Source organism: Sphingomonas pituitosa NBRC 102491 (assembly GCF_001598435.1).
Lineage (GTDB): Bacteria > Pseudomonadota > Alphaproteobacteria > Sphingomonadales > Sphingomonadaceae > Sphingomonas > Sphingomonas pituitosa.
Window position 1 is genome coordinate 138,828 of the sequence record NZ_BCYY01000012.1, and the last position, 10,300, is coordinate 149,127.

The following is a 10,300-nucleotide window of genomic DNA, read 5'->3' on the forward strand; positions in this document are numbered from 1 at the left end:
GGGGCTTTGGCCCTCCCGTTGCGCGAATGGCGGTGCTAGGGCTTTGCCGATGTTGACGTTGCCGAACATTCTCACCTTGTCGCGCATCTTCACGGTGCCGCTGCTGGTGGGGTTCCTGTGGTGGCCCCACTGGGCAGTCGGGTACGCGATCGCCTTCGCGCTCTACTGCCTGATGGGCATCACCGATTATTTCGACGGCTATCTGGCGCGCGCGCAGGGCACCGTGTCGAAGCTCGGCGTGTTCCTCGATCCCATTGCCGACAAGATCATGGTCGCGGCGGTGATCCTGATCCTGGCCGGCAAGGGGGTGATCGCCGATTGGCACATCATCGCCGCATTGGTGATCCTGCTGCGCGAAATCGCCGTATCGGGGCTGCGCGAGTTCCTGGGCGGGATCCAGGTTTCGGTACCGGTATCCCGCCTCGCCAAGTGGAAGACGACGCTGCAGCTGGTGTCGCTCGGCGCGCTGATCCTGTCGGGGGCGGTGCCGGAATGGGGCTGGGTGCTGCTGGTGGGCCTGGTCACGCTATGGGGCGCAGCGGTGCTGACCGCGATCACCGGCTGGGACTATATCCGCGTCGGTTTGAGCCATATGGACAGCTGATGGCCATTTCGATCCTCTATTTCGCCTGGGTGCGCGAGGCGGTAGGGACCGGCGAGGAGAAGGTCGATCCGCCCGAGGCGGTGCGCAACGTCGCCGACCTGATCGACTGGCTCGCGCAGCAGAGCGCCGGCCATGCCGCTGCCTTCGCCGATCCGGCCAAGCTGCGCGCCGCGATCGACCAGCGCTTCGTGCCGCTCGACGCGCTGCTGGGGCGCGCGCGCGAAGTGGCGATCTTCCCGCCGGTGACCGGCGGATGATCCGCGTCTCGGTCGATCCCGCGCCGATCGAGCTGGGCATGGAAGTCGCGGCGCTGGAAGAGCGCGGGGCAGGCGGAGTCGCCACCTTCACCGGCGTGGTCCGCACCGATGACGGCGTCGAGGCACTCGACCTCGAACATTATCCCGGCATGACGGAGGCGGCGCTCTGCGCGCTGGCCGAAGCGGCGATCGATCGCTGGAACCTGCTGGGGGTTACCATTGTCCACCGCGTCGGCCGGATGACCGCGGGCGAGCGCATCGTGTTCGTCGGCACCGCCGCCGCGCATCGCCGCGAGGCGCTGGAGGCGTGTGCCTACCTCATCGACCGGCTGAAGACCGACGCGCCCTTCTGGAAGCGCGAGTGGCTGGCCGGCGGCACGCGCTGGGTGGAACCGCGCGCCAGCGACGAGGAAGCAGCCAACCACTGGGCGTAGTTGTACAGCATATTCCATGATATCTGTACGGTCATGACCAAGCCGATGCACCTCAACGTCCGAGTCTCCGGCCCGCTCAGCGACTTTGTCGCCCGCAATGTCGGCGAGGATGGGCTGTACGAGAATGTCAGCGAGTATGTCCGGGACCTGATCCGCCGCGACAAGGAGCGCGTCGAGCGCGAGATGTTCGACACGCTGAAGGCGGAGCTGCAGCGCGCCTTCGCCACGCCCGACGGGGACTATGTCTACGTCACGGCGGAAGACGTACTCGAACGCAACCGTGCACGGCGCGCCCAGCGATGAGCGGCTTCTTCATCGAGCCCGCAGCCGATCGGCGGCTCGATGAAATCTATGACTATACGGCCGATCAGTGGGGTGATGCGCAGGCCGACCGGTACATCCTCCGGCTGTTCGAGCACTTTGCTGCGATCGCGGCCAGACGCGTTCCTTGGCGCCAGCTACCGGCGGAATTCGGCATCAGCGTCCATTTCGCGCGAGCCGAGCACCATATCGTTTATTGGCGCGAGCGGGCGGATGGCACGATCGGCATCGTCACCATCCTCCACGAGCGCATGCACCAGCTCGAGCAACTCCGCGCCGTGTGGGAACCCTAGGTTCGTGCGGCCGTCAGCACGTCCGCCAGCAGGCGGAAGTCACGTTCCCTTGGGGAAGCCTTGCGCCAGACCAAGGCGATGTTGCGCGAGGCATTGGCGGAATCGAGCGGCCGTGCCTTGACCGAGGTATGCTCCAGGATGCCGGCGTCCACCGCCATCTCCGGCAGCATCGTCACGCCCAGGCCGTTGTCTACCATCTGCACCATGGTGTGAAGCGAGGTGCCGAGCATCATCGCCTCCGCGCGCATTTCGGGCCGGTTGCAGGCGGCCAGCGCATGGTCCTTCAGGCAGTGCCCGTCTTCGAGCATCAGCAGCCGCGTCTCGTCGATCGCATCGGGGTGGATTGCCGCGGTGGGATCCATCTCCCCCTCGCGGAAGGCGACGAACAGTCGGTCGTCGAACAGCCGCGCGCTTTCGACGTCGCCGCAGGAAAAGGGCAGGGCGAGCAGCACGCAATCGGTGCGGCCATGGCTCAGCGCCTCGCAGGCCTGGCCGCTGGTCTCCTCGCGCAGATAGAGCTTGAGGTCGGGATATTGCTGGCGGAGGCGAGGCAGGATGCGCGGCAGCAGGAACGGCGCGATGGTGGGGATCACGCTCATCCGCATCTCGCCCGACAGCGGCCGACCGGCGGCGCGGGCAAGGTCGCCCAGTTCATCCGCCTCGCGCAGCACGCGGCGGGCCTTGTCGACGATCCGCTCGCCCAGCGGGGTGAAGCGGACCACACGGCGGGTGCGTTCGACCAGCACCACGCCGATCAGCGTTTCGAGTTCACGGATGCCGGCGGAGAGGGTCGACTGGGTGACGAAGCACGCCTCCGCCGCGCGGCCGAAATGGCCGGCATCGTTGAGCGCCACCAGATATTGGAGCTGCTTGAGGGTGGGGAGATAGGTTTGCGCCACTGATCGTCTCTCTCGATTGTCGAGCGGACATATAGTGGCTGGATCGAACATGGGAAGCGAAGAGACAAAAAGCGCTCCCCCTCCCGCAGGGCGGGAGGGGGAGAGGGCTCAGGCGGCAACAGCCTGAAGTTCTTCTTCCGGCAGGCGGATCATGTAATCGAAGGCCGAGAGCGCCGCGGTCGAACCCGCGCCCATCGCGATCACGATCTGCTTGTACGGCACGGTGGTGCAGTCGCCCGCCGCGAAGATGCCCGGCTGGCTGGTCTCGCCGCGCGCGTCGATCTCGATCTCGCCGCGATTGGTGAGGGCTACCGCGTCCTTCAGCCACTCGGTGTTCGGCACCAGGCCGATCTGGACGAAGATGCCTTCCAGTTCGATGTCGTGCTCGGCGCCGCTGTTGCGGTCCTTGTAGCTAAGGCCGGAGACCTTCTCGCCGTCGCCATTGACGCGGGTGGTCATCGCCGAGGTGAGGATCTTCACGTTCGGCAGGCTGGCGAGCTTGCGCTGCAGCACCGCGTCGGCGCGAAGCTGGCTGTCGAACTCGATCAGCGTGACGTGCGCGACGATGCCGGCCAGATCGATCGCAGCCTCGACGCCCGAGTTGCCGCCGCCGATCACCGCGACGCGCTTGCCCTTGAACAGCGGGCCGTCGCAGTGCGGGCAATAGGCCACGCCCTTGTTCTTGTATTCGTTCTCGCCCGGCACGTTCATCTGCCGCCAGCGCGCGCCGGTGGAAAGGATGATCGCCTTCGCCTTCAGGCTCGCGCCATTGGCCAGTACCACTTCGTGGAGGCCGCCTTCGCGCTTCGCCGGGATCAGCTTCTCGGCGCGCTGCAGGTTCATGACGTCGACGTCATAGTCCTTCACGTGCTGCTCGAGCTGCGCCACCAGCTTGGGGCCCTCGGTGTGCGAGACCGAGATGAAGTTCTCGATGCCCATGGTATCGAGCACCTGGCCGCCGAAGCGCTCGGCGGCGACGCCGACGCGGATGCCCTTGCGGGCGGTGTAGATCGCCGCCGCTGCCCCCGCGGGGCCGCCGCCGATGATCAGCACCTCGAACGGATCCTTCTGCTTGATCTTCTCGGCTGCGCGCAGTTCGGCGCCGGTGTCGATCTTCGCGACGATCTGCTCCAGGTCCATCCGGCCCGAAGCGAAGGGTTCGCCGTTCAGGTAGACGGTGGGCACCGCCATGATCTTGCGGCCCTCCACCTCGTCCTTGAACAGGGCACCGTCGATCGCAGTATGGCGGATATTGGGGTTCAGCACCGCCATCAGGTTCAGCGCCTGCACCACGTCCGGGCAGTTCTGGCACGACAGCGAGAAATAGGTCTCGAAGGTGAAGTCGCCGTCGATGTTGCGGACCTGCTCGATCAGCTCCTGCGCCGCCTTGCTCGGGTGGCCGCCGACCTGGAGCAGCGCCAGCACCAGGCTAGTGAACTCATGGCCCATCGGGATGCCGGCGAAGCGCACGCCGATATCGGTGCCCTTGCGGCGGATCATGAAGCTGGGCTTGCGCTTGTCGTCCGCGTGGACGAGGTCGATCTTGTCGGACAGCGCGGCGATGGCCGCCAGCAGTTCGCCCAGCTCGCGCGACTTGGCGTCCTCGCCCAGGCTGGCGACGAGCTCGATCGGCTCGCGGATGTTCACGAGATAGCCCTTGAGCTGCTGCGTCAGAGTGGCGTCGAGCATGCGAAAACTCCTGTATCTTCTACTAAAACGACCCGGAGCGGAGGGGGGATCCGCTCCGGGTCGCAACCGGCGCCCGCAAGGGGGGGGGCAGGGACGGGCGCCGTAGTCGTGGATCCTCCGAGGAGGATCGGGTCTTAGATCTTGCCGACCAGGTCGAGCGACGGCGCGAGGGTCTCGGCGCCTTCTTCCCACTTGGCGGGGCAGACTTCGCCCGGATGGGCTGCGACATACTGCGCGGCCTTGATCTTGCGGAGCAGTTCCTGGGCGTTACGGCCAACGCCTTCCGACGTGACTTCCATGATCTGGATCACGCCGTCCGGGTCCACCACGAAGGTGCCGCGGTCCGCCAGGCCCTGGCCCGCACGCAGCACGTCGAAGTTGTTCGAGATGGTGTGGTTCTGGTCGCCCAGCATGTAGTAGTTGATCTTGCCGATCGCGGGCGAGGTGTCGTGCCATGCCTTGTGGCTGAAGTGGGTGTCGGTCGAAACCGAGTACACTTCGACGCCCATGCCCTGCAGCGTCGGGTAGATATCGGCGAGGTCTTCCAGTTCGGTCGGGCACACGAAGGTGAAGTCCGCCGGGTAGAAGAAGAAGACCGCCCACTTGCCCTTCACGTCGGCGTCGGTGACTTCGACGAACTTGCCTTCCTTGTAGGCCTGTGCGGTGAACGGCTTGATGGTGCTGCCGATAAGAGCCATGAGTGTTATTCCTCCAGAACGGGGGTTGCTGTTGCGAGGTCGGATATAGGCGCGGCGGTGCACGATGGGAAATTGGAAGACCCGCTTGGACTGATCGATTAAGCCACTCAATGGTGGGTGACTGATCGAGCTGGTGGTGGAAAGGGGGGCGCCATGGGGCGTGAAGCAATCGTAGAGGCGATCGCCGGCGACGAAGCCGGTGCGGTGAAGGCGCTGCTCGAAGCGCGAGAGCTCATCCTGCGCGGCGCGATCCGCCGCCGCTATGCGAAGGCGGCGATGCACGATGTGCGCGCGGAGGCGGCCGCGTTGCGGTTCGTCTGCGAAGGCGAGGCGGTGGCGCTGCACCTGGGAGACGCTGAAGCTGCGCGTTGGGCAGCGGCGATCTTGAAACCCCTGCCGGACCTCCGCACCAAGCTGGACTTGAAAGGTCCGGCGCTATTCGTTGGCTCGTGCGACGATCCGGCGCTGGAAGCCGCGCTCGCGGGCGCGCGCACCGACGACGCGGGTGCGGCGAGCAGCATCATCGCGCGAATCGATACGGCGGCCGATCAGGCGGCCGCGCTCGCGGTGGATGCGCGGCTGCCGATCTGGGCGGTCTACCCGAAGGGCAAGGCGGCGACGTTCGGCGACTCGGCTATTCGCGAAGCGCTGCGGGCTGCAGGATATCGTGACACGAAGGCATGCGCCGTTTCCGACAGGCTGACGGCCACGCGCTACCACCCGCCGGGTTGAGTTCACACGAGTGCGCGATACAGGCTGAAGGCGCTGGTGGCGGTCAGCACCACGCCGACGAGGCTCAGCAGCACCCGTGTCGGCACGCGCTTGGCGAACATCGCTCCGAACGGTGCTGCGACCACGCCGCCGATCAGCAGCCCCAGTACCGGGTGCCAGAATTCCGGGGTGAAGCCCTTCGCGCCGATGTGGAACAAAAAGGTCGCCGAGATGGTGAGCGTCAGGAAGAACTCGGTGGTGTTCACCGTGCCGATCGTCGTGCGCGGCTGCGCACCCTGGACGAGCAGGTTGCTCGTCACCACCGGGCCCCAGCCGCCGCCGCCCGCCGCGTCGAGGAAGCCGCCGGCCAGCCCCAGCGGCTCGACGATCTTCGGCTCGCGGTTGTGCGGGGCGAAGCGGATCGCGCGGAACAGCAGGTACAGGCCGATCGCGGAAAGATAGGCCATGACGAACGGCCGGGTCACCGAAGCGTCGAGCGAGGTCAGCACATAGGCGCCGAGCACCCCGCCGATCATGCCCGGGATCAGCAGCCGCGCGAACAGCCGCCAGTTGACGTTGCGGTGCAGGACGTGGCTGAGCCCGGAAACGCCGGTGGTCATCGTCTCCACCAGATGCACGCCGGCGGAGGCGGTGGCGGGCGCGATGCCGAGGACGCTCACCAGCAAGGTGCTCGAAATCACCCCGAACGCCATGCCCAGCGCCCCGTCCACCAACTGGGCGGCGAAACCGACGGCGACATAGGGCAGCATCTCGGCGAGCGTAATTCCTGCGAACATCCATGCCCCTGTTGCGACCCGTAGGCCTTTCGAAATGGCGGGTTCCACGAAATCCTACAACCCCGATAGTGTATGATCGGGACCGGCCTGCGGCGGGGCGATGCTGGAAATTCCGGGAACGCTCCCCTATTTTGCCTGCTGCAAAGGGGTCCGGCCATGTACCAGCGTCTGAAGCGCTATCTCGATTCGATCCATGCGCGCGATCCCGCGCCACGCAGCCGGCTGGAAATCCTGCTTTATCCCGGCGTCTGGGCGCTCGGCTATCACCGCATCGCGCATGCGCTGTTCCGGCGCCGGTTCTTCTTCCTCGCCCGGCTGGTCAATCACTGGTCGCGCTGGATGACCGCGATCGACATCCACCCGGGGGCGACGATCGGGCAGAACTTCTTCATCGACCATGGCTTCGTGGTGATCGGCGAGACCGCGGTCATCGGCGACAACGTCACCATCTACCAGTGCGTCACGCTGGGCGGCACCAGCCCGGACAATGGCGTCGGCGGCAAGCGCCACCCGACGCTGCTCGACGGCGTGATCATCGGCTCGGGCGCGCAGGTGCTGGGTCCGATCACGGTGGGCGAGCGGGCGCGGATCGGCGCCAACGCGGTCGTCACCAAGGACGTCGCGCCCGGCGCGGTGATGGTCGGCATCCCGGCCAAGCCGACGCTGGTCGAGGCGGTCGCCTGGCAGAAGGACTTCGTGCCCTATGGCACGCCGTGCAGCGACGTGTTCGATCCGTCTACCCAGAAGCTGGAACTGATGCGCTGCGAGATCGAGACGCTGCGCAAGCGGCTCGACACCATGATCGCCGAGCGCGATGCCGATGCCGAACGGCGCGACCGGGCCTGATGGGAACCGTCACCCCGCTTCCCCTCGCGCGTGCCGAACAGATCGGCTTCGACCGGCTGGAGCTCAACCGGATCCTGGATCTCTATGGCCGCATGGTCGCCGCCGGGCACTGGCGCGATTATGCGATGCAGTTCGAAAGGGACTTCGCCGCCTTCGCCGCGTTCCGCCGCGCAGCCGAGCGGCCCGAATTCCGGATCGAGAAGCGGCCGTCCCTGCGCAACCGCCAGGGCATGTGGGCGCTGGTCAATGAAAGCGGTGTGGTGCTGAAGCGCGGCCATGAACTTGGCCCGGTGCTGGCCCCGGTCGAGCGCCGGCTGATGAAGCTGGTGGACGAGTAAGGACGCGCCACGTCCTCCCCCCGCCGAACGGGGGGAGGGCCAGGGCACGGGGTTACGCCAGTGCGCCCTGCTGCGTCGGCGGCAGGCGACGGGCGAGGTCGCCGAGCAGCCCGACCGCGGCACGGCGCATCGGGTGCCAGAAGGCGGAGAGCGTCAGCAGTGCCGATCCGATCACCAGCCCGGTAAACGCCGCGCTCAGTTCCACCGCGCCGCTCTGGTGGAACAGCGAGTAGAGCGCCCACAGCACATAGGCGAGGCTGGAGACGAGCAGCGCACGGCGATCCACCGCCAGCGCCACGAAGGCGAAGAACAGGTAGAGCGCGAAGACCAGCGCCGCCATCGGTGCCCCGATCTCGCCGTCGAACACGCCGAGCATGTGGAACACGGGGTGCGCGATCAGCGGTGCGGCGGCGAGGTGCAGCCAGAAGGCGACGTCGGCGCGGCGGGTGCGGCGCTCCAGATCGCTCATGTCCCAGCGCATCGCGGCGATGAACGTGCCGATGCCGCCGACCAGCAGGATCGCGTTCACCCAGTCCTTGGCAGCGGGGATCAGCGACAGGATCAGGCCGACGGAGACGCCGACCACGGCCACCGCGCCGGCCGCCACCGTGATCGGCACCATGAAGCGGCGCCAATGGACCCAGGCTGCGGCCGCGGTCAGGCTGCCCGCCACGGCTGCAATCACGCCGCCGAAGCGCTGTTGCGCAACCTGGCTGGTCAGGTGCAGTGTGTCGGTGAGCCACTGGCCGTTGATCACGAACAGGCCCGCAATGGTCGCACCCGCGCCGCCGACAAAGCCGAGCAGCAGGAGGATCGACGGAAGCGCAAGCCGGCGTCGCGCCGTGAAATATTCGGCGAGCATCCAGCTCGTCGCCGCCACCGCCGCGCCGCCGCCGATCAGGTTGGCGCCGATAACGCGCGGTTCGGCGCCGCCGCCGGTGAGCATTTCCACCAGGGTGCCGCCCAGCTTGCCGATCGCGAGCAGGATCAGCGCCGCCGCAATGGTGACGAAGATGTCGTTGAAGCCGCTCAGCAGCCGGAAATGCTCTTCGTCCACCGCCGGGGTCGCCCGGCTGGCGGCGACATGGTTGCGGAATGCCGTCGCGGCCTCGGGGGTGATTGCCCCGGCCTCCACGGCGCTTGCCAGTTCGCTTTCGCTATACATGGGCCATCCTCCTTCGAAGCCGCAAGCGTGCCACAGGTGTATTGCTGATGCAATACGGCAATGCGCGGAGGCTCAGCGTTGCAATTTGCTCAGGATCGCCATGGTCTGCTCGGCGCCCGATCCGGGCACGATCTCGCCGGTACGATCGATGATCTGCGCCCATTGCGCGGCGACGGCTTCCGGCGTGCCCTCCGCCAGCACCGCGCCCTGGGTAAGGGTGATATAGGCGGCCTGCACCACGCCCGCGCCGGCGCCGACGATCATGTTGCTGGGCGCGTCCTCTGACACCAGGAACAGCGCGGCGGGGGCGACATGCTCGGGTGCGAAGGCGGCGAAGGCGGCTTCGGGGAACAGGTCCTCGGTCATCCGCGTGCCGGCCACCGGCGCGATGGTGTTGACGCGGATGCCGTGCTTGGCGCCTTCGAGGTGCAGCGTCTTGGTCAGCCCGGCGAGCCCCAGCTTGGCGGCGCCGTAGTTCGCCTGACCGAAATTGCCGAACAGCCCGGTGGAGGAGGCGGTCATCAGGATACGGCCATAGCCCTGCGCGCGCATCGTCTCCCACACCGCCTTGGTGGCGTTGGCCGATCCGATCAGGTGCACATCGATGACGAAGGCGAAATCCTCGGGCGTCATCTTCGCGAAGCTCCGGTCGCGCAGCACACCGGCATTGTTGATCAGGATGTCGATGCGGCCCCAGCGGGCCTTGGCGGCTTCGGCCAACGCGACCATCGCCCCGGCATCGGTGACGCTGCCGCCATCGGCGATCGCCTCGCCGCCGAGCGCCTCGATTTCGGCGACCACCGCGCGCGCGGCATCGGAATGGCCGGAGCCGTCGCGACCGGCGCCCAGATCGTTCACCACCACCCGCGCGCCGCGCCTGGCGAGTTCCAGCGCATAGGCGCGACCGATCCCGCCACCGGCACCGGTGACGATGGCGACGCGGTCATCAAAGCGGATGGTCATGGGCAATGCTCTCCTACAGGGTTTTGCGGAGAGCCTAGGGAAGGTTGGCCGGGACGCCAACCTTGCTCCCCTCCCGCGCACGGGAGGGGAGGGAAAGGCGGGACTTACTTGCCGCCGGGCTGGCGGCAATGGTCCTTCACCGTGCGCGAGCAGCGCGGGTAGCTCGCCGGATCCGACGGCGGCGGGGGCGCTGCGGCGGTTGCCGGCGCCGGCGCTGCTGCGGCATCGGCTGGTGGGGCCGGCGGCGCGGGCGGCGCGGGCGGCGCGGCCGGTGCCGTTGCGTCC

14 protein-coding genes and 1 pseudogene are annotated in these 10,300 nt (G+C 67.3%); 8 read left to right on the top strand and 7 right to left on the bottom strand.

Going from position 1 to position 10,300, the window contains the following annotated elements; genetic code table 11:
• Positions 1-49 precede the first annotated feature (49 nt).
• The 5 genes from pgsA to SPI01S_RS11535 are packed head-to-tail and all read left to right on the top strand — an operon-like array spanning position 50 to position 1,909.
• Positions 50-604 carry a CDP-diacylglycerol--glycerol-3-phosphate 3-phosphatidyltransferase gene (gene pgsA / locus SPI01S_RS11515; protein ID WP_066722252.1) on the top strand — a complete coding sequence of 185 codons (555 nt, stop codon included), beginning with the start codon at positions 50-52 and terminating at the stop codon, positions 602-604.
• Positions 604-861, top strand: a complete 258-nt coding sequence (gene moaD / locus SPI01S_RS11520) for a molybdopterin converting factor subunit 1 (RefSeq protein WP_066722254.1) — start codon at positions 604-606, stop codon at positions 859-861. Before pgsA ends, moaD begins: the two co-directional genes overlap by 1 nt.
• Complete coding sequence (locus SPI01S_RS11525; protein WP_066722256.1) at positions 858-1,295, top strand: molybdenum cofactor biosynthesis protein MoaE; 438 nt, start codon at positions 858-860, stop codon at positions 1,293-1,295. The genes moaD and SPI01S_RS11525 overlap by 4 nt, the downstream gene beginning before the upstream one ends.
• Before the next feature lie 33 nt (positions 1,296-1,328).
• Positions 1,329-1,598, top strand: coding sequence for a ribbon-helix-helix domain-containing protein (locus SPI01S_RS11530; protein ID WP_066722258.1), 270 nt, complete (start codon positions 1,329-1,331; stop codon positions 1,596-1,598).
• Positions 1,595-1,909: a type II toxin-antitoxin system RelE/ParE family toxin gene (locus tag SPI01S_RS11535; RefSeq protein WP_066722259.1), complete on the top strand. Its 315-nt coding sequence runs from the start codon at positions 1,595-1,597 to the stop codon at positions 1,907-1,909. Before SPI01S_RS11530 ends, SPI01S_RS11535 begins: the two co-directional genes overlap by 4 nt.
• On the opposite strand, the gene SPI01S_RS11540 is transcribed toward SPI01S_RS11535, so the two are convergent.
• From SPI01S_RS11540 to ahpC, 3 genes are all read right to left on the bottom strand, one after another.
• Positions 1,906-2,808 carry a hydrogen peroxide-inducible genes activator gene (locus SPI01S_RS11540; RefSeq protein ID WP_174539098.1) on the bottom strand — a complete coding sequence of 301 codons (903 nt, stop codon included), beginning with the start codon at positions 2,806-2,808 and terminating at the stop codon, positions 1,906-1,908. The two genes, SPI01S_RS11535 and SPI01S_RS11540, sit on opposite strands and share 4 nt — an antisense overlap.
• A 108-nt stretch (positions 2,809-2,916) precedes the next feature.
• Positions 2,917-4,497 carry an alkyl hydroperoxide reductase subunit F gene (gene ahpF / locus SPI01S_RS11545; RefSeq protein ID WP_066722261.1) on the bottom strand — a complete coding sequence of 527 codons (1,581 nt, stop codon included), beginning with the start codon at positions 4,495-4,497 and terminating at the stop codon, positions 2,917-2,919.
• Between the two features lie 134 nt (positions 4,498-4,631).
• Positions 4,632-5,195, bottom strand: a complete 564-nt coding sequence (ahpC, locus tag SPI01S_RS11550; RefSeq protein ID WP_066722263.1) for an alkyl hydroperoxide reductase subunit C — start codon at positions 5,193-5,195, stop codon at positions 4,632-4,634.
• Positions 5,196-5,399: 204 nt separating this feature from the next.
• On the opposite strand from ahpC, the gene SPI01S_RS11555 reads away from it, so the two are divergent.
• Positions 5,400-5,927: a hypothetical protein gene (locus SPI01S_RS11555; protein ID WP_157084657.1), complete on the top strand. Its 528-nt coding sequence runs from the start codon at positions 5,400-5,402 to the stop codon at positions 5,925-5,927.
• Between the two features lie 2 nt (positions 5,928-5,929).
• Here the strand turns inward: SPI01S_RS11555 and SPI01S_RS11560 are convergent, their stop codons facing one another.
• Positions 5,930-6,703 carry a sulfite exporter TauE/SafE family protein gene (locus tag SPI01S_RS11560; RefSeq protein ID WP_066722268.1) on the bottom strand — a complete coding sequence of 258 codons (774 nt, stop codon included), beginning with the start codon at positions 6,701-6,703 and terminating at the stop codon, positions 5,930-5,932.
• 156 nt (positions 6,704-6,859) lie between these two features.
• Between SPI01S_RS11560 and epsC the strand changes: the two genes are divergently transcribed.
• On the top strand, positions 6,860-7,549 hold the full coding sequence (gene epsC / locus SPI01S_RS11565; RefSeq protein WP_066722270.1) for a serine O-acetyltransferase EpsC: 690 nt from the start codon (positions 6,860-6,862) through the stop codon (positions 7,547-7,549).
• Positions 7,549-7,887 (top strand): DUF2794 domain-containing protein, encoded by a 339-nt coding sequence (locus tag SPI01S_RS11570; protein ID WP_066722272.1) that lies wholly within the window; start codon positions 7,549-7,551, stop codon positions 7,885-7,887. The genes epsC and SPI01S_RS11570 overlap by 1 nt, the downstream gene beginning before the upstream one ends.
• A gap of 52 nt (positions 7,888-7,939) precedes the next feature.
• On the opposite strand, the gene SPI01S_RS11575 is transcribed toward SPI01S_RS11570, so the two are convergent.
• The 3 genes and pseudogenes from SPI01S_RS11575 to SPI01S_RS22675 form a co-directional block, all read right to left on the bottom strand.
• On the bottom strand, positions 7,940-9,052 hold the full coding sequence (locus SPI01S_RS11575; protein WP_066722275.1) for a hypothetical protein: 1,113 nt from the start codon (positions 9,050-9,052) through the stop codon (positions 7,940-7,942).
• 72 nt (positions 9,053-9,124) lie between these two features.
• Positions 9,125-10,015 carry an SDR family NAD(P)-dependent oxidoreductase gene (locus tag SPI01S_RS11580; RefSeq protein WP_066722277.1) on the bottom strand — a complete coding sequence of 297 codons (891 nt, stop codon included), beginning with the start codon at positions 10,013-10,015 and terminating at the stop codon, positions 9,125-9,127.
• A 104-nt stretch (positions 10,016-10,119) separates the two neighbouring features.
• Positions 10,120-10,300, bottom strand: a pseudogene (locus tag SPI01S_RS22675) (hypothetical protein); the annotation flags it as partial.

What these genes read in the sequence shown, in the direction of transcription:
- pgsA (WP_066722252.1), top strand. Translation starts at nt 50, where the DNA reads ATGTTGACGTTGCCGAACATTCTCACCTTGTCGCGCATCTTCACGGTG.
- moaD (WP_066722254.1), top strand. Translation starts at nt 604, where the DNA reads ATGGCCATTTCGATCCTCTATTTCGCCTGGGTGCGCGAGGCGGTAGGG.
- SPI01S_RS11525 (WP_066722256.1), top strand. Translation starts at nt 858, where the DNA reads ATGATCCGCGTCTCGGTCGATCCCGCGCCGATCGAGCTGGGCATGGAA.
- SPI01S_RS11530 (WP_066722258.1), top strand. Translation starts at nt 1,329, where the DNA reads ATGACCAAGCCGATGCACCTCAACGTCCGAGTCTCCGGCCCGCTCAGC.
- SPI01S_RS11535 (WP_066722259.1), top strand. Translation starts at nt 1,595, where the DNA reads ATGAGCGGCTTCTTCATCGAGCCCGCAGCCGATCGGCGGCTCGATGAA.
- ahpF (WP_066722261.1), bottom strand. Translation starts at nt 4,497, where the DNA reads ATGCTCGACGCCACTCTGACGCAGCAGCTCAAGGGCTATCTCGTGAAC.
- ahpC (WP_066722263.1), bottom strand. Translation starts at nt 5,195, where the DNA reads ATGGCTCTTATCGGCAGCACCATCAAGCCGTTCACCGCACAGGCCTAC.
- SPI01S_RS11560 (WP_066722268.1), bottom strand. Translation starts at nt 6,703, where the DNA reads ATGTTCGCAGGAATTACGCTCGCCGAGATGCTGCCCTATGTCGCCGTC.
- epsC (WP_066722270.1), top strand. Translation starts at nt 6,860, where the DNA reads ATGTACCAGCGTCTGAAGCGCTATCTCGATTCGATCCATGCGCGCGAT.
- SPI01S_RS11570 (WP_066722272.1), top strand. Translation starts at nt 7,549, where the DNA reads ATGGGAACCGTCACCCCGCTTCCCCTCGCGCGTGCCGAACAGATCGGC.
- SPI01S_RS11575 (WP_066722275.1), bottom strand. Translation starts at nt 9,052, where the DNA reads ATGTATAGCGAAAGCGAACTGGCAAGCGCCGTGGAGGCCGGGGCAATC.
- SPI01S_RS11580 (WP_066722277.1), bottom strand. Translation starts at nt 10,015, where the DNA reads ATGACCATCCGCTTTGATGACCGCGTCGCCATCGTCACCGGTGCCGGT.